Annotated in this window: 21 protein-coding genes and 1 pseudogene; 15 read left to right on the top strand and 7 right to left on the bottom strand. The window is 62.3% G+C overall.

All coding sequences use genetic code 11. The annotated features are described in order from the left end of the window. Nucleotides 1-59: 59 nt before the first annotated feature. The 7 genes from QZY01_RS02435 (at nucleotide 60) to QZY01_RS02405 (ending at nucleotide 6,282) form a co-directional block, all read left to right on the top strand. Nucleotides 60-680 carry a carbonic anhydrase gene (locus tag QZY01_RS02435; RefSeq protein WP_294532883.1) on the top strand — a complete coding sequence of 207 codons (621 nt, stop codon included), beginning with the start codon at nucleotides 60-62 and terminating at the stop codon, nucleotides 678-680. A 22-nt stretch (nucleotides 681-702) separates the two neighbouring features. Next, nucleotides 703-2,007 carry a DUF1576 domain-containing protein gene (locus QZY01_RS02430; protein ID WP_294532880.1) on the top strand — a complete coding sequence of 435 codons (1,305 nt, stop codon included), beginning with the start codon at nucleotides 703-705 and terminating at the stop codon, nucleotides 2,005-2,007. 113 nt (nucleotides 2,008-2,120) lie between these two features. Further along, complete coding sequence (locus QZY01_RS02425) at nucleotides 2,121-2,768, top strand: DUF1007 family protein (protein ID WP_342394867.1); 648 nt, start codon at nucleotides 2,121-2,123, stop codon at nucleotides 2,766-2,768. Nucleotides 2,769-2,788: 20 nt separating this feature from the next. After that, the gene (locus tag QZY01_RS02420) at nucleotides 2,789-3,775 is read left to right on the top strand and encodes a nickel/cobalt transporter (RefSeq protein WP_294532878.1); all 987 of its coding nucleotides are present in this window, start codon (nucleotides 2,789-2,791) and stop codon (nucleotides 3,773-3,775) included. After that, the gene (locus QZY01_RS02415) at nucleotides 3,763-4,224 is read left to right on the top strand and encodes a YaiI/YqxD family protein (protein WP_294532875.1); all 462 of its coding nucleotides are present in this window, start codon (nucleotides 3,763-3,765) and stop codon (nucleotides 4,222-4,224) included. Before QZY01_RS02420 ends, QZY01_RS02415 begins: the two co-directional genes overlap by 13 nt. A 319-nt stretch (nucleotides 4,225-4,543) precedes the next feature. Continuing rightward, a complete protein-coding gene (locus QZY01_RS02410) occupies nucleotides 4,544-5,563 on the top strand; it encodes a CBS domain-containing protein (protein WP_294532873.1) in 1,020 nt (339 codons plus the stop codon). Nucleotides 5,564-5,832: 269 nt separating this feature from the next. Then, on the top strand, nucleotides 5,833-6,282 hold the full coding sequence (locus QZY01_RS02405) for a hypothetical protein (protein WP_294532870.1): 450 nt from the start codon (nucleotides 5,833-5,835) through the stop codon (nucleotides 6,280-6,282). Between the two features lie 61 nt (nucleotides 6,283-6,343). Here the strand turns inward: QZY01_RS02405 and QZY01_RS02400 are convergent, their stop codons facing one another. Then, nucleotides 6,344-7,621, bottom strand: a complete 1,278-nt coding sequence (locus QZY01_RS02400; RefSeq protein ID WP_294532868.1) for an MFS transporter — start codon at nucleotides 7,619-7,621, stop codon at nucleotides 6,344-6,346. Between the two features lie 199 nt (nucleotides 7,622-7,820). Here QZY01_RS02400 and dctA point away from each other — a divergent pair, with 199 nt between their 5' ends. The 3 genes from dctA to QZY01_RS02385 all read left to right on the top strand — a co-directional run bounded on the left by dctA (nucleotide 7,821) and on the right by QZY01_RS02385 (nucleotide 10,563). Beyond that, nucleotides 7,821-9,149 carry a C4-dicarboxylate transporter DctA gene (gene dctA, locus QZY01_RS02395; RefSeq protein WP_294532866.1) on the top strand — a complete coding sequence of 443 codons (1,329 nt, stop codon included), beginning with the start codon at nucleotides 7,821-7,823 and terminating at the stop codon, nucleotides 9,147-9,149. Nucleotides 9,150-9,239: 90 nt separating this feature from the next. Next, nucleotides 9,240-9,626: a thioredoxin family protein gene (locus QZY01_RS02390; protein ID WP_294532864.1), complete on the top strand. Its 387-nt coding sequence runs from the start codon at nucleotides 9,240-9,242 to the stop codon at nucleotides 9,624-9,626. 217 nt (nucleotides 9,627-9,843) lie between these two features. After that, the gene (locus QZY01_RS02385) at nucleotides 9,844-10,563 is read left to right on the top strand and encodes a cytochrome c biogenesis protein CcdA (RefSeq protein WP_294532862.1); all 720 of its coding nucleotides are present in this window, start codon (nucleotides 9,844-9,846) and stop codon (nucleotides 10,561-10,563) included. Between the two features lie 127 nt (nucleotides 10,564-10,690). On the opposite strand, the gene QZY01_RS02380 is transcribed toward QZY01_RS02385, so the two are convergent. After that, nucleotides 10,691-11,188: a TspO/MBR family protein gene (locus QZY01_RS02380; RefSeq protein ID WP_294532860.1), complete on the bottom strand. Its 498-nt coding sequence runs from the start codon at nucleotides 11,186-11,188 to the stop codon at nucleotides 10,691-10,693. Continuing rightward, entirely contained in the window at nucleotides 11,185-11,577 is a 393-nt protein-coding gene (locus QZY01_RS02375) for a GtrA family protein (protein ID WP_294532857.1), read from the bottom strand. Before QZY01_RS02375 ends, QZY01_RS02380 begins: the two co-directional genes overlap by 4 nt. A gap of 580 nt (nucleotides 11,578-12,157) precedes the next feature. Here QZY01_RS02375 and carB point away from each other — a divergent pair. Continuing rightward, complete coding sequence (carB, locus tag QZY01_RS02370; protein WP_294532855.1) at nucleotides 12,158-15,481, top strand: carbamoyl-phosphate synthase large subunit; 3,324 nt, start codon at nucleotides 12,158-12,160, stop codon at nucleotides 15,479-15,481. 194 nt (nucleotides 15,482-15,675) lie between these two features. Beyond that, nucleotides 15,676-16,149 carry a transcription elongation factor GreA gene (gene greA / locus QZY01_RS02365; RefSeq protein ID WP_294532852.1) on the top strand — a complete coding sequence of 158 codons (474 nt, stop codon included), beginning with the start codon at nucleotides 15,676-15,678 and terminating at the stop codon, nucleotides 16,147-16,149. Here the strand turns inward: greA and QZY01_RS02360 are convergent. Both QZY01_RS02360 and QZY01_RS02355 read right to left on the bottom strand, forming a co-directional pair. Further along, entirely contained in the window at nucleotides 16,119-16,487 is a 369-nt protein-coding gene (locus QZY01_RS02360) for a hypothetical protein (RefSeq protein ID WP_294532850.1), read from the bottom strand. The genes greA and QZY01_RS02360 overlap by 31 nt on opposite strands. Nucleotides 16,488-16,567: 80 nt before the next feature. Continuing rightward, nucleotides 16,568-16,801: a hypothetical protein gene (locus QZY01_RS02355; protein ID WP_294532847.1), complete on the bottom strand. Its 234-nt coding sequence runs from the start codon at nucleotides 16,799-16,801 to the stop codon at nucleotides 16,568-16,570. A gap of 123 nt (nucleotides 16,802-16,924) precedes the next feature. On the opposite strand from QZY01_RS02355, the gene QZY01_RS02350 reads away from it, so the two are divergent. After that, a complete protein-coding gene (locus QZY01_RS02350; protein WP_294532845.1) occupies nucleotides 16,925-17,845 on the top strand; it encodes a hypothetical protein in 921 nt (306 codons plus the stop codon). Between the two features lie 32 nt (nucleotides 17,846-17,877). After that, the gene (locus QZY01_RS02345) at nucleotides 17,878-19,356 is read left to right on the top strand and encodes a calcium-binding protein (protein WP_294532843.1); all 1,479 of its coding nucleotides are present in this window, start codon (nucleotides 17,878-17,880) and stop codon (nucleotides 19,354-19,356) included. Between the two features lie 193 nt (nucleotides 19,357-19,549). Here QZY01_RS02345 and QZY01_RS02340 read toward each other — a convergent pair. After that, nucleotides 19,550-19,677, bottom strand: a pseudogene (locus QZY01_RS02340) (IS5/IS1182 family transposase); the annotation flags it as partial. Between the two features lie 250 nt (nucleotides 19,678-19,927). On the opposite strand from QZY01_RS02340, the gene QZY01_RS02335 reads away from it, so the two are divergent. After that, nucleotides 19,928-21,310 (top strand): class I SAM-dependent methyltransferase, encoded by a 1,383-nt coding sequence (locus QZY01_RS02335; protein ID WP_294532841.1) that lies wholly within the window; start codon nucleotides 19,928-19,930, stop codon nucleotides 21,308-21,310. 28 nt (nucleotides 21,311-21,338) lie between these two features. Here the strand turns inward: QZY01_RS02335 and QZY01_RS02330 are convergent, their stop codons facing one another. After that, complete coding sequence (locus QZY01_RS02330) at nucleotides 21,339-21,464, bottom strand: hypothetical protein (RefSeq protein WP_294532904.1); 126 nt, start codon at nucleotides 21,462-21,464, stop codon at nucleotides 21,339-21,341. Between the last annotated feature and the right edge of the window lie 112 nt (nucleotides 21,465-21,576).

Raw genomic sequence — 21,576 nt, 5'->3', positions numbered from 1 at the left:
TCGAAAGCGCTCGCCGGCCAACAAGAGCGCGTCGAATAAATCCGAACAGGGAGAGAGACATGTCCGACGCCAGCTTGGGCGGAAATACACCCGTCGCCAGTCCCGCCGCCGCCTTGACGCGGTTGGTCGAGGGCAATGCGCGTTATGTCGCCAACCAGCCGCTGGAGCGGGATTTTTCCGCCGGCCGCGCCGCACGCGCGCAGGGACAGGCGCCCTTCGCCGCAATTCTCGGCTGCGCCGATTCGCGCGTCGCGCCGGAACTGGCTTTCGACCAGAGCCCCGGCGACCTGTTCGTGGTGCGCGTGGCGGGCAATTTCGTCACCGCCGAAGGGCTGGGGAGCCTTGAGTTCGGCGCCGCCGTGCTCGGCGTCAAGCTGATTCTGGTGCTGGGCCACAGCAGTTGCGGCGCGGTCAACGCCACCGTCAAGGCGTTGCGGGAGGGCAATGCGTTTCCCGGCCATATCGCCGCTCTGGTGGACGCCATGCAGCCCGGCATCGCGCCCGTGTTGCAACATCACGGTCACGACCTGGAGCAGGACGCCGTCATCGCCAACGTCCGGCACAATGTCGGGCGCCTGCGCGCCGCCGCGCCGATCCTGTCCGATCTCGTCGCCAGACATCAGCTGAGGGTCGAGGGCGGCGTCTACGATCTGGCGACCGGCGTCGTCCACCTGCTGTGAATTTTTTTACGCGGGGCGGACGATGAGCGGGCCGGCGGAAACGACCGGACGGAAGCTGCCGGGCGGCCGGATGCTCGGCCTGTTCGCGCTGTTCGCCGCCTTCTTCGTGGTCTTCGGCCTGCTGGTTTCGCCTTTGCCGGAGATCGCGCGCGGGCTCGGCGCGATCCTGTTCAGCCGCGACACCCTGATCACCGATTATATCGGCGTCGGCGGCATGGGCGCCGCCTTCGTCAATTCGGGGCTGCTGGCTCTGTTGTTCTGCGCGCTTTATCGCCTGTCAGGCGCGCCCGTGACCGGCGCCTCGCTGGCCTGCCTGTTTCTGGCGCTCGGCTTCGCACTGTTTGGCAAGAACCTGCTCAATGCGTGGTTCATCCCCGCCGGCGTCTGGCTTTATTCAAAATTCAGGCGCGAGGCTTTCGCCAGCCATATCAATGTCGCGATTTTCGGCGCGGCGCTGGCGCCGATCTTTTCCGAAATCCTGTTCAGCACCTTGCTTCCTGTCGCGGCGAGCCTGCCGCTCAGCATCGCCACGAGCCTGCTGATCGGCTTCATCCTGGTTCCGGTCGCCGGACAATTATTCCACGCCCATATGGGGTTCAGCCTGTATAACATGGGGTTCACGGCGGGCATTGTCGGCACGGTCGTGGTCGCGCTCTACAAATCCTATGGCTTTGTGCCGGAGCCGATCCTGATCTGGACAACGGGCCATAATCTGTTGCTCGGAAGCTTTCTGGCGACCGTCTTCGGGGCGATGATCGCAGCGGGCTATGCCATCGACAGGACTGCGCCGCGCCGCATGATCGATCTCGTCTCCCTGTCGGGCCAGAGTCCTTGCGACTTTACCCAATTGATCGGGGCCGGGCCGACCTGGCTGAACATGGGGCTCTGCGGCCTGATCGGAATGCTTTATGTCCTGATGGTCGGCGGCGATCTCAACGGTCCGACCATCGGCGCGCTGTTCACCATCGTCGGCTTCGCCGCCTTCGGCAAACACCCGCGCAACATCGTCCCCATCATGGCCGGCGTGTTCCTCGGCACGATCTTGAAGCCTTTGACCGCGACCGACCCCACAATCGTCCTCGCGGCGCTGTTTGGCACGACGCTCGCGCCGATTCCCGGAAAATTCGGCTGGCGCTGGGGCCTAGTCGCCGGGTTCGTCCATCTTTCCGTCGCCCAGACCGTGGGGCAATTGCACGGCGGACTGAACCTCTACAATAACGGCTTCGCGGCGGGGATCGTCGCCTCGGTGCTGGCGCCGATCATGATTGCGGTGAGCAGCCGCGGCGCGGTCGGACAAGGCAAGGCGCGGGAAGCCGACCCGGTATGATCGACCCGACCTCATCGCGCCAATCCCGCCCGGCCTCGTTTTCGCCAGACTTGCAGTCTTGATGTAAACACGGACAGGGCAGCGTCGCGCAGCGAATCGCAAGGGGGACTGGTTTGAATTTGTTCAAGGCGTTTGTCGCGGCGGGTCTGGCGGCCATCGGCCTGTGTCCCTTGTCGGCAAACGCCCATCCCCATGTGTGGGTCGCCGCCCGCGCGCAAATCCTGTTTGCGCCCGACGGAAAAATCGCCGCCATCCGCCATAGCTGGACCTTCGACGAAATGTATTCCGCCTTCGCCGCGCAGGGACTCGGCAAGGACGGCAAGCCGCCGACGAAGGAAGAACTGGCGCCGCTGGCGAAGACCAATGTCGAATCGCTCGCCGAATTCCAGTATTTCACCCTCGCCAAGACCGGGCCCAAAGCCTATGAATTCGGCGAGCCGCGAGATTACGAGCTGGAGGCGGACGACAAGAAGCTGGTGACGCTGCGCTTTACCCTGCCGCTGAAAGAACCGGTTTCGGCGAAAAAGCCGTTCACCTTCATGGTCTATGACCCGAGTTATTTCGTCGATATCGAATTGGAAAAGGCCGATCCGGTGACGCTGAAGGACGCGCCTTCCGGCTGTTCGCTTACGGTTCTTCGGCCCGATCCGCTCGTCGGCGGCGACAAGGCCAAGCTCGACGAAAGCTTTTTCACCGGCCTCGCGCCCGGCGCCAATTTCGGCGTCAAGCTGGCGACGCGCACCATCGTGGCCTGCCCATGAAGCATGGGATCAGGCTGTCAATGGCGCGGTTTGTTTTCGCTGTCGCCGCGCTGGCGCTGGCGAACCCGGCTGTCGCGCAATTCGCCAAAAATCCGTTTTCGCTTGGCGTCGACGAGGGCGCGGTCGGCCATGTCGGACGGCTCGGCATCTGGCTGTTGCAGCAACAGGCGCATTTTTATCAGGCGTTGCGACTGGGCGTCGAAGCGGCGCAAAAAAGCCCTTCGGCAATTTTCTGGCTGGCGGCGACCGCTTTCGGTTACGGGGTGTTTCACGCCGCCGGTCCGGGCCATGGCAAGGCGGTGATCGCCTTCTACATGCTGGCCAATGAACGCGCGCTCAAGCGCGGACTTGTTCTCTCAGGCCTCGCCGCCTTGTTGCAGGCGCTGGTCGCCATCGCACTGGTTGGCGTGGCGGCGGTTCTGCTCGGCCTCACGGCGCAAAAAATGGCCGCCGCGACCCATTGGGTCGAAATCGCCGCCTATCTATGCATCGCGGCGCTCGGCGCCTGGCTGGTCTGGCGCAAGGGCGCGGCGTTTCTTGCCGCCTGCCGCGCGCCGCGCCTGCCCGCCTCCTCGCGCTTCCAATGCGACAATCTTGGCGACGATCTGGCGCATGGCTTGCGATGCGCCCATTGCGTCGCGCCCGATCCGGCCTTGCTCGGCGATCATTTTTCCTGGCGCTCCAGCGCGGTCACGGTGGTCGCGGCGGGCGCGCGACCCTGCTCCGGGGCGCTGCTGGTGCTGGTCTTCGCCTTTGCGCAGGGGGCTTTTTCGATCGGCGTCTGGGCGACGCTGGCCATGGCGGCGGGCACGGCGCTGACAACCGGCGCGCTCGCCGCGAGCGCCGTCCTCGCCAAGGGCGCGACGACCAAAATTTTGGGCGCGCAAACGCGGCGCGCGGAAATTTTCGCCCGCCTGCTCGAACTTGTGGCCGCCGCCGTGGTGCTGTTTCTCGGCCTGTCTTTGCTGGCGGGGCTTTTCGTATCGAGTCGTTTATGGACCCTGTAATCCTGATCGACGCCGACGCCTGCCCGGTCAAGGAAGAATGCTACAAGGTGGCGGCGCGCCACGACCTGAAAGTTTTCGTCGTCGCCAATCGCCTGTTGCAGGTTCCCCGCCACGACAAGATCGAGCGCGTGCTGGTTCCACACGGGCCGGACGCCGCCGACGACTGGATCGCCGGGCGCGCCGATCCGCATTCCATCGTCGTCACCGCCGACATTCCGCTCGCCGCGCGCTGCGTCAAGGCCGGGGCTTTCGTGCTCGCGCCCAATGGAAAGGTGTTCGACGAGGCATCGATCGGCATGGCGCTGGCGATGCGCAACCTGATGGAGGATTTGCGCTCGGGCGGGGAAACCACCGGCGGCCCGAAGGGGTTTTCGCCCCGCGACCGCTCGGCCTTCCTGGCCGCGCTCGAACGCGCCATCCAGCAGGCCCGCCGACGAACGAAAGATTAGATCGAGGAAATTGGAGCCCGATTTTTTCGATGGGTTCAAGGCCCTGAATTAATACCCGGACTCGGAAGTCGTGACTTCCGAATCCGGGTTAGGAGCGAATGCGGCCATAGCCCGTCGAAGGACGGGCGTTCTGCCGAACGCCCTTTGGGAGCTTATGCGAGGGACTACCTTAATCGCGACGAGTCGCGATTAAGGAGACTTGGTATAAGCCCATCGTCCGGCCGCTTTCTTGTGTTCCCGACGTCGCCGGCGCGATAATGTCGAAATCCGAGTTCAAGACAGGGACTGTTTTGCCGCTTCTGGACCTTTTGGGGGCGTGATGACGGAACTGCCCTACCCTCTTTTCGAAGCGCGCGTTGTCGATTGCATGACCGCGCCGGTCGTCACGATTGGACCTGAGGATTCCGCGCGGGCGGCGGCGGAGACCATGCTGCGCCTTCATGTCAGCGGCTTGCCGGTGGTCGATGCCCATGGCCGCCCGCTCGGCGTGGTCAGCGAGAGCGATTTCCGTTTCGCCGATGCGGCGACGCGCCGGAAACAGCGCGAGGCCTGGGTGAAAATATTGTCTGGCGGTCAGGAAATGGCGGCGGATTATCTCGCGGTGCTGGAGCGCGAAGGCGGAAGCGTCCGCCAGATGATGGCCGCGCCGGCGATTTGCATCGACGAATCGGCTGGAATCGAAGAAGCCGGCGCGCTGTTGGATGAATATCGCATCAAAAGGCTGCCGGTCCTGCGCGACGGGGTGGTGGTTGGCGTCGTCACCCGCGCCGGTCTGTTGCGCTTTTTCGCGCCGCAAGCGCCGCCTCGGTCCATGCCGTTGACGCCGGCGTTTTTCGAGGAGGTTGTCGGGGAGGCGCCGGTCTCCAAGTCCGGACCCGACAAGTCCAGGCCGGCGGGCGCCGCCGGGGCAGACAGGGTGACGGCGGCGGAACTGAAAAATCTGGTCGCGCAATTCGAGCGCAACAAGAGCCGGATGCGCGAGGATGCCCAGCGGCTGGGCAAGCAAAAACGCGAGGAGCAGGTCAAACTGCTGCTGCAATCGCGCTTCACCGATCTCGAATTCGCCCAGCTGCTGACGCGGGCGCGCGAGGCCGCGGCGCGCGGCGAGACCGGCGCGCCGGCGCTGCGCTTCCCTTGCGCGCTTTGCACCGACGGCGGACGCGCGATCAACCTGCCCGATCCCGACTGGCCGGCGACCCTGCGCGGCAAGGCGGCGGATTTTTTTCTGCGCTGGGACAGGGAATTGCGTCCGCTCGGCTTCGCCCTGACGGCGCGAATCGTCAGCTTCCCCGACGGTTTTCCGGGCGACGCCGAACTGTCGCTGGCCTGGGGCCGGTGATTGGCGTCGTGGGTCGTCATCGGGCCCGACTGCCTGAACCGAACAACCGCGCGCTGTGGCAAAACGTCGCGCCAAGCTTCGCCGCTTGACTTCGGGTGGTGCGCGTCACAATCTCGACCAGGGATCGGGAGGCGGGCAATCAGTTTACAAACAACGGTCTCCCTATTTGTCACTGGCTCGACGAATAGTCGTGTCGGGTCCGGGTGTTTCTCAAATATCGGGAGATTCACATGTTTCTGTTGCAAGCTTTCTTGGTGGCGTTTTTCGGCTTGTTCGCGGCGTTCGCTGCGGCGTGGATCGCACATTCCGCCAAGATTTCGGAATTCCGGCAGAGCTGGATTGACGGCCTTCGGCTGGACATTGCCGATTTTATCGGTTTGGCCGAACGCTGGTTCCGGAAAAAGGAAGAAATCAATTCCATCCCGTCCGGGGAGAAGGACAAGCGCGAACGCGACGAGGTTGCTCCCGTCGCCGATGAGGCGCGGGTGATTCTTGGACGCATTCGCCTGGGCCTCAACCCGGAAAACAATCCGGACGGCCAACAAGATACGCAACTGCTCCAGAGCCTCGAAGACCTTCTGAATCCGGGCAAGGTCGATCCGGCTTCGCGGCAGGGGCTCGCCGATATCGCCTTCGACAATGCAAGGCGCACGCTGAAGCGCGAGTGGGAAAAGACCAAAAAAATCCGGGTGCCCCGTCGCAGCGATTTTGATTGGTGACGTTCGCGCCGCCGCTCGCGACCAAGCGGCGGCGCAGGCCGTCAAGGCGTGATCCCGGCCGTCAGGCCGGATCGCCCGGCGGGTCTTGCGGTCGATATTTGAACATCCACAGCGCCGAGGCCGCGCCGGTCAGCGCCAGCAGCGCGGCTGCGCCGGCAAGGCTCAGTCCCGCCGCCTGAAGCGCGGAAAAGACCAAAGTTCCCAAGACCATGAACGCGGCGTTGAGCACATTGATCGCGGCGATGACGCGCGCCCGGCTCGCCGACGGCGCCCAGGCCTGCGCCGCCGAAAAGCTCGGCACCGCCAGCACGCCGCCGGCCAGCGCGAACAGCGCGAGATCGAACGCCACCCGCCAGGTGGTGGCATCGGCGAAAAATTCGGCGACGGTTTTGGGCGCGGCGGCGGGGGCCATGCCATGCAGCGTGAAGGCGAGATCGGCGGCGCTTAGCGCGATGAATAAAGCGGCGAAAGGCGCCGGCGCGAGTTTTATGCCGTCGCGGCAGAAAAACGCCCCGAGGCCTGAGCCCAGCCCGACCGACACGGCGAACAGCGCGAGCAGCAGGCTGACCGCCATCTCGTCGCCCCCCATCTGAATCTTGACCATCGGCGGCAGCAGCGACAGGGCGACAATGCCGAACATCCAGAACAGGCTGACCATCACGCCGGCGCGCCAGAGATTGCGGTCGGCCCACAGACTCGCGAGCAATTGGCCGGTCGAGCGGAAAATATTGGCGTCGATGACGAGTTTGGGCGCGGCTTCGCCGGTCGGGGGAATCAGCAAGCTCGCGCCATAGCAGGCGAGCGAGATCAGGGTCATCGCCACGGCGAATGGCGCGGGATCGCCGCCGTTGCGGCTGGCGAGGCCGCCGGCCAGAGTCCCGAGCAAAATGGCGATGAAGGTCGCGCCCTCGATCATCGCATTGCCCGCAGGCAATTCGTGCTTGCGCAGGCAGTCGGGCAGGATGCCGTATTTGATCGGTCCGAACAGCGAGGACACGGTCCCGAACAGCAGCAGCGCCAGAAACAACAGCGGAATCGATTGCGCCACGAATCCGGCGACGCTGAGGGCGCTCGCCGCCAGTTCCGAAAGTTTGAGCCGCTGCGCCATCCTGGCCTTGTCGAAGCGGTCGGCCATCTGGCCGCCGAGCCCCGAAAGCAGGAAAAACGGCAGGATGAAAATCCCGCCGGCCAGCGTGATCCGGGTCTGCGCCTCGGTCGCGGACAGCTTGGCCATGATCAGGAAGATCAGCGCGTTCTTGAGAAAATTATCGTTGAAGGCGGCGAGGAACTGGGTCCAGAAGAGGGGCGCGAACCGTCGCTGGGTCAATAGAGCGAGCATGAAGATCTCCGCATCGGAGCAGGATAGGACGTCGGACGCTCAGAGTAAGGTTTGCTGCGCCGCAGCAACCGAAACCCTATGTATACTTTTAGCGAAAGAGCCATGAAAACGGTTGCGCTGGCGCGCGAGCAGGGTTCAATTAGGCGACAATGCGATACCGGCGGCCAAGCCGGATCGAGGACTGGGGAGCGCTTGCAAGATGGCTATAGCACTTACCGCCGCGCCGGGGGCGACGAAGAAACCTTTCTATCGCGAGCTTTATGTCCAGGTGCTGTTCGCCATCGTGCTCGGCGTGATTGTCGGCATAGCCGTCCCGGAGTTTGCCACCACGCCAGGCATCAAGGCGCTCGGAGACGGTTTCATCAAGCTGATCAAGATGGTGATCGTGCCGATCATCTTCTGCACCGTGGTCTCCGGCATCAGCCATATCCAGGACGCGCGCAAGGTCGGGCGCGTCGGCGTCAAGGCGCTCATTTATTTTGAAGTCGTTTCCACCTTCGCCCTCCTCATCGGCCTCGTGATCGGCAATGTGGTCCAGCCCGGAAACGGCTTCGCGGGCAAGACGCCCGACGCCGCCGCGGTCGCCCAATACGCCAATGCGCCGCACAAGACCGCGGTCGAATTCCTGCTCGATGTCATTCCCGAGTCGGTGGTCGGCGCCTTCGCCAAGGGCGATATATTGCAGGTGCTGTTTTTCTCCATTCTGATGGGCTTCTCCCTGCTTGCAATGGGCGAGCGCGGCGCGCCGCTGCGCAGCCTGATCGACGATATGGCCCACGCGATCTTCGGGGTGCTTGGCTATGTGATGAAGCTGGCGCCGGTCGGCGCCTTCGGCGCCATGGCCTATACGATCGGCAAATATGGCCCTTCCGTGCTCGGCAATCTCGCCGGACTTGTGGCGACCTTCTATTTCGCTTCCGCCCTGTTCATCGTCTTCGTGCTCGGAACGATCGCCCGCATCGGCGGGTTCAACATTTTCAAATTTCTGGTCTATATCAAGGATGAGTTGCTGGTTGTGCTCGGAACGTCGTCGTCGGAAAGCGCTCTGCCCAACCTCATGGCCAAGCTGGAGCATCTCGGCTGTTCGCGCTCCGTGGTCGGACTGGTGGTGCCCACCGGCTATTCGTTCAATCTCGATGGCACCAATATCTACATGACGCTGGCGACCCTGTTCATCGCCCAGGCGCTCAACATCCCGCTAACCATTCAACAGCAGCTGGTCATCCTCGGCGTCGCCATGCTCACCTCGAAGGGCGCTTCGGGCGTAACCGGCGCGGGCTTCATCACCCTGGCCGCGACTCTCGCCGCCGTCGATCCGCGTCTTGTGCCGGGCATGGCCATCGTCTTCAGCATCGACAAATTCATGAGCGAAAACCGCGCCCTGACCAATATCATCGGCAATGGCGTGGCGACGGTCGTGATCTCCGGCTGGGAAGGCGAACTCGATCGCGCCAAGATGAAAGCGGTGCTGAACAAGCCCTCCGATTCCTTCGCCATCGTGCGCGAAGAGGCAGGGGAAGCAGGCTGATCGCGGCCAGGATCCGCCGCCGCGCCTTTGTGAACCTTTCGGCTTCCGCCCCGCGTATAAGCGGCAGAACTTCCTGTTGCGGAGCCCTTCATGATGGATCGCCGTTTTTTCCTCGCCCTGCTCGGCGCGACGGCGCTGGCCGGCCCAGACGCCCGCGCTTTTGAAATCCGCGCTTACGACAAGGGCCCGGCGCAGGCGGCGATTGCCGCCGGCGGGCCGGTCGTCGTTCATGTCTATGCCTCGTGGTGCCTGCAATGCCACATCCAGGAGTCGATCCTGGACAAGCTGAAAACCGATCCGGCCTATCGTGGCATCGCCTTGTATCGCGTCGATTACGACGGCCAGAAGGACGCGGTGAAGGCGCTGAACTGCCCGCGCTCGACCCTGATCGCCTATCGCGGCGGCAAGGAGGTCGCGCGCATGTCCTGGGGCGTCAGCGACGATGCGGTGACCGGCGTGCTCAAGGCGGCGCTCTGAACCGACAACAAGCCTTTGGCCGGCAAGTATTTTTCCTTATCTGACGTTTTCGCGATCGTTTCGCCCATGGCGCGGGGCGCCGCGCGGCCTGCCGGTGGCGACGCGGCTTCCGGGAGTGCCGCCGCGCGCCGCGAAAATCCGTTTCGGCGGCGGGGTGCGGTAAATGCGGGCGCCGCGATGGCGGCGTTGCAATGAATTCGATAAAGGCTTGAACCTCATGTCTTTCTGGACCTTGCCCCTGTCGTTTCTGGCGGGGGCGCTCACTCTGCTGAGCCCCTGCGTACTGCCGCTCGTTCCCGTGGTGGTGGCGGGCGCGCGGGCGCAAGACCCGCGCGCGCCGCTGGCGCTGGCCGGCGGCATGGCCGTGACTTTCGGACTGGTCGGCGGCTTGCTGGCGTCGCTTGGCGTCGATTTCGGCGGCTCGCCTGTGCTGCGCGCGCTTGCCGCGATCCTGATCCTGCTGGTCGGGCTCGCCCTGATCTTTCCCGCTCTGGCGCATCGGCTGGAGGCTTTATTGTCGCCCTTGCAACGTCTTGGCGCGTCGCTGCAAACGAGGCTGCCGGGCTCCGGCCTGCTCGGACAGGCGGCGGCGGGCGCGCTGCTGGCCCTGGTCTGGGCGCCTTGCGCCGGGCCGACTCTCGCCGCCGCTTTCGTCCTCGCGGCAAGGGGCGGCAGCCTGCCCTTCGCCATCCTGTCGATGAGCGTTTACGCGCTGGGCGCGGCGCTCGCACTGTTGGTTCTGGGCTATGGGTTTGGGCGGCTCGCGGGCGGCGGGCGCCGCGCCGCGCTGGCGACCGGCGCCGGCGCGCGGCTTCTGCTTGGGGGCGCCTTCGCGCTGGTGGGCGCCTTGATCCTGACCGGGGCCGATCACGGGCTGGAGACATTTTTGACGGCCCATATGCCGGACGCGCTGGCCCGCTTCGCCGCGAGTCTTTAGATTTCTTTGTTGTCGCAATGTTTTCGCGAAAAACCGGCGTCCAATTTTTCGCGCATTGCTCCAGGATTTTCGATTTACGCGTTTTCTTGACGCAAACCGGAATCCGTTTCGCTCGAAGACGCTCTGGTCAGTTGAGCCGCCAGATGGCGAAATTGAGCGCAGCGGCAAATCCGACCCACAGCAGCAGCGGCGCCAGGCACAGGCCGGCGAGACGGTCGAGCCGCCAGAACAGCGTCAGCGTGGCCCCGACGAGCAGGGTCTGCGGCACGATGTCGATCAGGCCGAGCACCGGGCTATGGGCGGCGAAGAAAGCCCAGGGCCAAAGGACGTTGAACGCGAGCTGGGCGAGAAACAGGCCGATCGCGGTTTTGCGGCCGGGCTGCTCGGGCAGGATCAGGATGCGCCAGAAGGCCAACGCCATCAGGGCGTAAAGCAGCGCCCAGACCGGTCCGAAAACCGAGTTGGGCGGGCTGAAGCCCGGCTTTTGCAAGCCGGCGTACCAGGGGACGAGATTGGGGAAGGTCGCCAATTGCCCGATCAGCGAATCGAAGAAGACCAGCCCGACGGCGAGCAAGGCGGCGCGGCGCGGCGGCATGCCGGGACGGGGAGGCCGGGTTTCGGTCACGCGGCGTCAACTCCGGTTGCAAAGGTCCACAGGCGGTTGGCCACGAAATTCCAGATCATGACCAGGATGCTGGTGACGATCTGGGCGGGGATATACGGCGCGCCCCAGTTGTCGACCAGCAGGCGCATCAGGCCCCAGGTGATAAAAAATCCCACCGTCGCGACGGCGGCGAAGCGCCAGCCGGCCTCGGCATGAGGGCGGTCGCTGTCGAAGGTATGGCGGCGGTTGAGCATGTAGTTGACCACGCCGCCGATGACGTAACCCACCAGCGTGGCGGGGACGACAGGCAAAATCGATGCTTCCTTCAGCCCGATCAGGATGACGTATTGGACCGAGGTGGAGATCAGTCCGACCATGAAAAAAGTGGCGAACTGGCGACGCCATGTCATTCGAAGTCCTCTCAGCGCGGCGGCAGGCGGGAGAAACAGGCGGCGAGCGCCCTTATGTCCTCGTTGTTCATCTTGCGGCTCATATACAGCATTTCCTTGTGAATGCGACGACCCTCGCGGAAGGCGCGCAACCGATTGCGCGGGAGGCAGCCAAATCGCCGCGATCGGCGGGTTCGGCGAACGCCGCCGTAACTGCGAGCGCCAGCAATCCGGACAAGCGACAAATCTTCGCCTTCAATCGCAAGTCTCCTTGGCGCCTGTTCCGTTTACCGGGGGAGGCAGGGGGCGCCAAACACCGGCATTCCAGACAAAGCGGGATTTTGGCGCAAGCTTGAGTATATCACATCGCGCGCTCGGGCGGCGCGGCGGCGCCCGGCGGGCCAGGGGGTTCACAGCGCCAAAAAACTGGTTTAACAGGAAAGAGTCACTCGGACGGGCCTCTGCCGTCCGAACTTCAGCAGTTCTCTCCCTTCGAGGGACGATCGACGAAGGGCGCGCTCCGGCTATCCAGCCAAAAGTGCGGCCTTTTTTTGTGCGCCGCGACCTGACGTGAGCAAGCCCAAAAACAAAGAAGATTCACATGCCGAAACGGACAGACATCCAGACGATCCTGATCATCGGGGCCGGGCCGATCGTCATCGGCCAGGCCTGTGAATTCGATTATTCGGGCACCCAGGCCTGCAAGGCCTTGCGCGCGGAAGGCTATCGCATCGTTCTGGTCAATTCCAATCCGGCGACGATCATGACCGATCCCGATCTCGCCGACCGCACCTATGTCGAGCCGATCACTCCGGAAATCGTGGCGAAAATCATCGAGAAGGAGCGCTACGCCCTGCCCGGCGGCTTCGCCCTGCTGCCGACGATGGGTGGCCAGACGGCCTTGAACTGCGCGCTGTCGCTCAAGAAAATGGGCGTGCTCGACGATTACGACATCGAAATGATCGGCGCCACCGCCCATGCCATCGACAAGGCCGAGGACCGCGAATTGTTCCGCGAGGCGATGACCAAGATCGGCCTCGACACGCCGCGCTCGCATCATATCAAGACCTTGTCGCAGTCGCTGGAGGCGCTCGAGGACATCGGCCTGCCGGCGATCATCCGCCCGTCCTTCACGCTCGGCGGCACCGGCGGCGGCATCGCCTACAACAAGGCCGAGTTCATCGACATCGTCGAGCGCGGCATCGACGCCTCGCCGACCTCCGAGGTGCTGATCGAGGAAAGCGTCCTCGGCTGGAAGGAATTCGAAATGGAGGTGGTCCGCGACAAGGCGGACAATTGCATCATCGTCTGCTCGATCGAGAATATCGATCCGATGGGCGTGCACACCGGCGATTCCATCACCGTCGCCCCGGCCCTGACCCTGACCGACAAGGAATACCAGATCATGCGCGACGCCTCGCTGGCGGTGCTGCGCGAGATCGGTGTGGAGACCGGCGGCTCCAATGTGCAATTCGCCATCAACCCGGCCAATGGCCGGATGATCGTCATCGAAATGAATCCGCGTGTGTCGCGCTCGTCGGCGTTGGCCTCGAAAGCGACCGGTTTTCCGATCGCCAAGGTCGCGGCCAAGCTCGCGGTCGGCTATACGCTCGACGAAATCGCCAATGACATCACCGGCGGCGCGACCCCGGCCTCGTTCGAGCCGACCATCGATTATGTCGTGACCAAAATTCCGCGTTTCGCCTTCGAAAAATTCCCCGGCGCCGAGCCGACCCTGACCACGGCGATGAAATCGGTCGGCGAGGTCATGGCGATCGGCCGCACTTTCGCCGAATCGCTGCAAAAGGCGCTGCGCTCACTGGAGACCGGCCTGTCCGGCCTCGATGAAATCGAGATCGAGGGCCTCGGCAAGGGCGACGACCGCAATGTCTTGCGCGGCGCGCTCGGGACGCCGACGCCGGACCGGCTGCTGATGGTCGGCCAGGCCATGCGCATGGGGATGGGCGACCAGGAGATTTTCGAGGCCTGCAAGATTGACCCGTGGTTCCTCGCGCGAATCCGTGAAATCGTCGAACTGGAAAGCAAGGCCAAGCTGTTCGGCCTGCCCGACGACGCCGCCAATCTACGCGCTCTGAAGGCCGCCGGCTTTTCCGACCTACGGCTGGCGTCGCTGACCGGCCGGCGGGAGACGGAAGTCGCCGGGTTGCGCCGCCGCCTCGACGTGCGCCCGGTCTACAAGCGGATCGACACCTGCGCGGCGGAATTCGCCTCGCCGACGGCCTATATGTATTCGACCTATGAAACGCCCTTCGCCGGCGTCCCCGCCTGCGAGGCGCGGCCGACGTCGCGCGAAAAGATCGTCATTCTCGGCGGCGGGCCGAACCGCATCGGCCAGGGCATCGAATTCGACTATTGCTGCTGCCACGCCTGTTTCGCGCTCAGCGACGCCGGCTATGAAACCATCATGATCAATTGCAATCCGGAGACGGTCTCGACCGATTACGACACGTCGGACCGGCTCTATTTCGAGCCGCTGACCCGCGAGGACGTGCTGGAAATCCTGAGCAAAGAGCAGGAGGCCGGGACGCTCAAGGGCGTGATCGTGCAGTTCGGCGGCCAGACCCCGCTCAAGCTGGCGAAGGTGCTGGAGGACGCGGGGATTCCCATTCTCGGCACTTCGGTCGATTCGATCGATCTCGCCGAGGACCGCGACCAGTTCAAGCGGCTGCTCGACAAGCTCGGCCTCAAGCAGCCGAAGAACGGCATCGCCTATTCGGTCGAACAGGCGCGCATCGTCGCGCAGGAACTGGGCCTGCCGCTGGTGGTGCGCCCGTCCTACGTGCTCGGCGGGCGCGCCATGGCGATTTTGCGCGATCCTTCGGAACTCGACGAATATCTGCTCGGCGCCCTGCCGGGCCTCGTGCCGTCCGACGTCAAGGCGCGCTATCCCAATGACAAGACCGGCCAGATCAATACGGTTCTGGGCAAGAATCCGCTGCTGTTCGACCGCTATCTTGCCGATGCCGTCGAGGTGGACGTCGATTGCCTGAGCGACGGCAAGGACGTGTTCGTCGCCGGGGTGATGGAGCATATCGAGGAGGCCGGCATTCATTCGGGCGATTCCGCCTGTTCGCTGCCGGCGCGTTCGCTGACGCCGGAAATGATCGCGCGGCTGGAGGCGCAGACCGCGAGAATGGCGCTGGCGCTCGACGTCGGCGGGCTGATGAATGTGCAGTTCGCGCTCAAGGGCGAGGAAATCTATGTGCTCGAAGTCAACCCGCGCGCCTCGCGCACCGTGCCTTTCGTGGCGAAAGTGATCGGCGTGCCGCTGGCGAAGATCGCGGCGCGGATCATGGCCGGCGAAACCCTCGCCTCCTTCGGCTTGAAGCCCTGGAAGGGCGGCCATGTCGGAGTCAAGGAGGCGGTGTTCCCCTTCGCCCGCTTCCCGGGCGTCGATACGGTGTTGGGGCCGGAAATGCGTTCGACCGGCGAAGTGATCGGCCTCGACCGCTCCTTCGACATCGCCTTCGCCAAGAGCCAGCTCGGCGCCGGAACCAAAGTGCCGACTTCCGGCGCGCTGTTCGTGTCGGTGCGCGAGGGCGACAAGCTGCGGATGCTCGACGCGGTCAGGATGCTGTCGGGTCTCGGGTTCAAGGTGCTGGCCACCGGCGGCACCGCCCGGTTTCTCAATGAAAACGGCATTGCGGCGCAGCGCATCAACAAGGTCTCGGAAGGACGCCCGCATGTCGTAGACGCCATCAAGAACGGCGGCGTGCAACTGGTGTTCAACACCACCGAAGGCGCGCAGGCGCTCGCCGATTCGCGGTCGCTGCGGCGCGCGGCCCTGTTGCACCGCGCGCCTTATTACACCACGCTCGCCGGGGCGCTGGCGGCGGCCGAAGGCGTCAAGGCCTTCCTCGCCGGCGATCTGGAAGTGCGGGCCTTGCAGGATTATTTCGCTTGAAGTCGGGCAGGCCCCCCCTGTGGCCCGGGGCGCGGTCAATTCACGGGAATTGACCTGAGCCGAGGGCTGTACCATCATATTAGCCCGGCTGGCCACAGCCGCCGACGCGCCCCTTCGGGCGCGTTACGCATTTTGTCCCCCGGCGGCGTCAATCCAGGGCGTCCCGGCCAGAAAAAATGGAAAAGAGTTGCAGGATGGAAAAGCTGCCCATGACCGTCGCCGGATATGCGGCCCTCGAAGCGGAGCTCAAGCGCCGCCAGCAGGAGGAGCGCCCGCGCATCATCCAGGCCATCGCCGAAGCGCGGTCGCATGGCGATCTTTCCGAAAACGCCGAATATCACGCCGCCAAGGAATCGCAATCGCATAACGAGGGACGGATCGCCGAACTGGAGGACAAGATTTCCCGCGCCGACATCATCGACGTCAGCAAATTGTCTGGCGCCACGATCAAGTTCGGCGCCACCGTGACCCTGATCGACGAGGACACCGAGTCCGAGAAGCGTTACCAGATCGTCGGCGACAGCGAGGCCGACGTTAAGGCCGGCAAAGTGTCGATTTCCTCGCCGATTTCGCGCGCCCTGATCGGCAAGAAAGTAGGTGACGCGGTCGAGGTGAATACGCCCGGCGGCGGCAAGAGCTATGAAATCGTGAAAATCGATTTTATTTGACGCATCGCAAAATGACGCGTGCGCTGCGCGATAAGTACGGCGGCGCTGCCGCGCGCGTCCCTTGAGGGAAAACTTCGAGGTTGCAATGCGACCTTTCCGGGCCGGTCGCCGCGGGCGGCAACCTGTTCGAGTTTGCTCCAATATCTATTTCTTAAAATATATGCTCCGGTCAATTGGCGTATTGGATTTATAATTTCGCGATAAAATATTCCACCCTTTCCTTTTTTCGAGTAAAAGGCGGCCGTTTTTGTCACGTGATATTTAAAATATTGCAACCAAAATGGGTTCGGCGATGGCCAGCCTGTCAATGCCGCTTCCGCGTCGTGCGGCGCAAGCATCTGCGCGCCCGCCTCGCGGCGTGGGCGGCGCGGGAGAAGCGCCGCATGGCTGCGTCCGCGCGCTGAAGGCTTAGCTTAAGTCATTCATTTAAATAAGGTTCAATGACCGGCCGGGCGCTTCGGAAGGCCATGACGATGCGGCTGACGGCCGTGGCGTCGATTTTTTTTTGAGGCTGGGGGGCGCCGTGGCCGTCGCGGGGCGCAAGCGGACTCGTCTGAATCAGGCTGAAATCGCGACAAAATTTCTGTCGAAAAAGCAAATATGCGCCTGCCGGAAGGGATACTTCATCTGTGGTTTTCCGCAAAATAGCCAAAGAGACAAAATCTACTTGCCTTGGTTGTTGATTCTGGCTTACCTAGCGTTACCGATGATTGTTGATGAAAATCGTGCGGGTGCTTCTGAGACGGAATGCAACTTTCACGTGTGGAGGCGGTTATTGTTTGACGAGAGCGCTTTGGAGCGCGAAGCGACGGTAAACGTCGATCGCGGTCTTTACCTTCTCCGTTATGAGTCCGGCGCGGCTTCCGGCGCGTCTCCCGTTTCTGTTGCGCTTCCGGCTTCGGGCAGCGAGCCGTTCATCGAAGTGATTTCCGCTCCGGGAATTGTCACGGGCTTTCTCTCGCGGCCCGGCGAATGCCTGGTGGTTCGCGCAGAGCGCAGCGGTCTGCTATCGATCAAGATCAGGCGGCAGAGCCCCAGCGCGTCGCTCGACGCCAGTTTCCGGCTCGAACCGGTTTTTATCGCGGACGCGGCGGTTTCGACGTTTGCGGCGCCAAATGGCGGTTCGGCGATCGCGGCGCCTTTGGCTCAGTCTTTCGCCCAACCTTTGTCTCGTGCGGGCGGGGCGGCGAAATTCAAACTTCTTGCTCATGTTTCGCGGCGTGGCGACGTCGAAGTCGGGGCAGGCGAATGGGTCGCCGGGCCGCAGGCTCCGGCGGCGATCGAAGGAATCGAACTCCGCGCCGCCTGGGCGTCGGGTCTGGGAATTGAAGTTCAGCCTCTGGTTGCGAGCAACCCGCCGCGTTGGCTGGACTGGGCGCCGGCGGGCGTGTTCGCCGGCTCGCGCGGGCGGTCTCTTGCTCTCGCCGGTCTGAGGCTCCGCCTGGTCGGCGACGAGGCGCCGCGTTTTTTGCTTTCGGTGGATGCGCTGTTTCTCGGATCGCCCATCGTCAGTCGGCGAGGGCGCGAAATCGAACTCGTCGGCGCGGCGGCGGGCGACCCGCTGGTCGGCCTGCGAATCGATATGGCGCCGGAGGCGGTTTCCGTCGCCGGCGATGGGTTTGCGCGCGAAGCGGCGTTTTCGCCGCTGCGCAGCGAACCGAGGGTCAGGGTTTTTCGCGCGGCGGTGGGCAACTGATCGCGTCGGCGCGTGAATAGACGGGGGATGAAATGACTACCTACAATCTCGATTCGGCGATCTTCAACCCGGCGCTGCTGACGGTTATATCCCCCTCGACGGCAGGCATCGTTTCGAGCACCCTGACCGCCGCCGGGCTGCTGCAGCCGGGGACCTTGCTCGATCCCGTTCCAGGCAGCGCGCCGGGTCCGGCCACGATCGGTTCCGGGTCGTTTTTCGCTTACACTGGCCCTAACGGCACCAGTTCCAACGTGACCAGCGGCGGAGGCAATATCCTCGCGACCGGTATTCTCGGGGGGTCGATTAACGACAGTTCCCCCGTGGGTAACGATACACTGGTCGGCGGCGATGCTTCCGGAACGGAACTCCAAGTCAACCTCGGCAATAATACGATTTATGGTGGTGCTGGCCAAGAGACATTGATCGGCGGTTCGGGCAACGACCTTCTGGTGGGCGGCGGACTCTCTTATGTGGTGGCCGGATCGGGCGCAGATACGCTTAACGGCGGTAACTTGGCTGGGGCAAATGACACATTAATCGGAGGGTCGGGCCGAGACGTATTGGCTGCATTCCAAGGCGCCAACGTCCTTCAGTCCGGCTCAGGGTTCAACACTCTATTCGGCGGCGCAGGTGCGGACTCCTTGTTCGGCGGCGGTAGGACTGTGGAAGTCGCTGGCACGGGCGCCAACCATCTTTTGGGTGGTTTCGCCGCGACCTCGGCCGATACATTGTTTGGCGGGTCCGGCAACGACACGCTTGGCGTATTCCAAGGCTCCAATTTGTTGCAGGGAGGGTCGGGCGCCAACACTCTGTTTGGCGGCGCCGGCGCGGACTCCTTGTTTGGTGGCGGTCGGACTGTGGAAGTCGCCGGCACGGGCGCCAACCATCTTTTGGGTGGTTTCGCTGCGACTTCGGCCGATACATTGATTGGCGGGTCCGGCAACGACACCCTTGGCGTGTTCCAAGGCGCCAATTTGTTGCAGGGAGGGTCGGGCGCCAACACTCTGTTCGGCGGCGCCGGCGCAGACTCTTTGTTTGGCGGCGGCCGGACTATGGAAGTAGCCGGCACGGGCGCGAACCAACTTTTGGGTGGTTTCGCCGCGACCTCGACCGATACATTGATTGGCGGGTCCGGCAATGACACGCTCAGCGTTTTCCAGGGAGCCAACTGGTTGCAGGCTGGTTCGGGTTCCGACATGCTCTATGGCGGCTCGGGACAGGATACGATTTTCGGCGGTTCGGGACAGGATACGGTCGCTCTAGGAACCGGCAAGACCCTCGTCGTCGGCGGATCTGGCGCGGATACGGTGGCTTCGGGCCTTCTGGGCAATTCAACTATTCTCGGAGGCAATTCCACCACGGTTAATTCGGCTCAGAACGCGTCTTCGATTGTCGGCCAGTCGACGATTAGTGGTGGTGTAACGCAAATTACTTTCAGCAATAGTCAGGTGCTAGACGTCAAGAACGTCACTATCCACTTCAACGGCGGAGGCGGCATTCACATTGGCTAAAGCGTTCGCTGACCTAGTAAGTTCATAACGCCTTTCCATCAGAGGGCGAATCGGGTGAACGATTAAAACAGCAACCATTCTTGCGAGGAAATCGCCATAAAGTCCTTGGCTTGACGCGGGAGGTTTTGTCGGCAGCTACCTGAGCTTTAGTGACGCGGCTTTTCGTTGCGACGGGGGCGAGATATTTGCTCACCGTCTTTTCCTTACGCGTTGCGACACGGCAGAACAGTTTGAGTTTACTGAAATAGCAGCCAACGGAGTGGCGTTGGGCAAAAACGCGCTTGTCGACCGGTCGTTTTTGGCGTGCGGAGAGCTGTTGGGACGACAACCAGTGCGCATTTTTATATTGATTTCCTTACGGGAAAGGTCAGCTAAATGGCGGGTGCGGTCGTCGATGTGGGATCGACGCCGGGGTTTTGCGTCTCGGCAAGAGCAAAGCGGCGCCGGCCAGCAATATTTGCACGAGTTTCTGCCACGCGCTTCTCTAGAAGCCTCTGGTATCATATGGTAAGTGGCAGATTTAAACGCAGATCAAGGTCCTCAATTCACCAGCGCGGGCGGGCATTGGAAATTGGGTGTAGTTTATAATTTCCAACGTCGACACCAAGCGGGCCACCCTGACCGCAAGCTTACCTTTGAAAGACAAAATATGATCTTGAACTGGAAGAGCGATCGAATCAAGGCTGCCACCTGTCCCGTTTGCGAGAAAGGAGGGCCAAAAAACAATGAACTGTCGTTCCATGCCAATCCGGACGCGCTTCCAATTGATTACCTCCGCTGTGATGGATGCGGCTCGCTGTTCGTCGACGAGTTCGTCGAACCAGCCTATGAAATTGCGCCTCCGACGTTCTCCAGCAATGACTTCGCCCTCAAATATTACATTGAACAAGGCGCGGGCCTCGAAACGCTCGTGCTGCCCGCCATGCTGGGTAAGCAGCGCAATATCTCCCGGTACCTGGAAATCGGTTGCGGCTTCGGTTTTGGGCTGGACTTTGCCATGCAATCTTTCCCTTGGCAGGTGCGTGGCATTGATCCGGGCGACTTGGCCCGCGCCGGCAAGAAAATGCTTAAATTGCCCATCGAAAATACCTATTTGCGGAAGGACGTTGATGTCGAGGAAAAATACGATCTCATCGCGGCCGTAGAAGTTATCGAGCATTTCAAGGACCCTTTTGAAATGCTGTCAACAATGGCAGCCCAACTGGCTACGGATGGCATTCTCTTTTTGACCACGCCTAACGCGGGTGCCATTGGCCGAGACAAGGACTCTGCGGGGCTGATCGCCGCACTAAGCCCAGGATATCACGCTATCCTGTTTTCGGTTGAGGGGTTAAAAGTCCTTTTGTCCCGCGCTGGATTTCAGGAAATGAATGTTGTGCCGCGCGGAATGACCATAATGGCGGCGAGCGGGATGGGTGCTGCCGCAGTGGATTGGGAAAATCTGCTCGACAAGGAATTGTACCGGAAATACCTCACCGCACGAGCGCAAGATTCCTCCCTAGAACCAGACCTCGTAATAAGCTTCAACAGTCGATTGTTCAAACATCTGGTAAATAATAATTTATTGGATGAGGCTTCTGAGGTTTACATCAAGCTTGAGAGACTTATTTTTATACGTGATCGTTTGATGATCTCAAATGTTCTTGACGTCATAAATCGTTTATCTTATTCTGATGGCATAATAACGCCCGCACAAAATTTCCCATTTTCTCTAACGTCTATTTTTTACCTTCGAGCGATAATTTACCTTAACGTAACCGGGGATGGTTATAATGCGGCTCAGCAGTTTTTTGCTTGCTGGTTGACCGCCGTGATTTTTCGGCGGACGTTGCTTGCCGTCGGAATCGACGATGGAGAGATCGCGGACCTTGAAAAACAAGCGAAGAAGCACTTGGCGCTTATGTTTGGTGAAAACAGTCCCTGGAGCATGCGCCTGCCGCTAAGTTCGAATTAGTTTGCGCCTGTTTCTGATGCCTTACCCCTCAGCGAATCGTGTTCGACACCTGCCACGCCAGCACCGCCCTGCTGGCCCAGTCGATGATCGCCACCAGATACAGAAAGCCATGCGCCATCGGCACGTAGGGGTGAGTAGGCCGAGGGAGTTTCACCCTCGGCCCCTCGCAGAACCGGACGTGAACCTCTCGGTTCATCCGGCTCCCATCATCCAATCTACGACATGAAGCCCAGCGACCAATGAATGAATGCGCGGGGTTGGTGTTG

The sequence above is a fragment of the uncultured Rhodoblastus sp. genome (assembly GCF_903903185.1).
GTDB lineage: Bacteria > Pseudomonadota > Alphaproteobacteria > Rhizobiales > Beijerinckiaceae > Rhodoblastus.
Note: the sequence above shows the minus strand (reverse complement) of the source record. Positions and strands in the feature narration are given on the sequence as shown.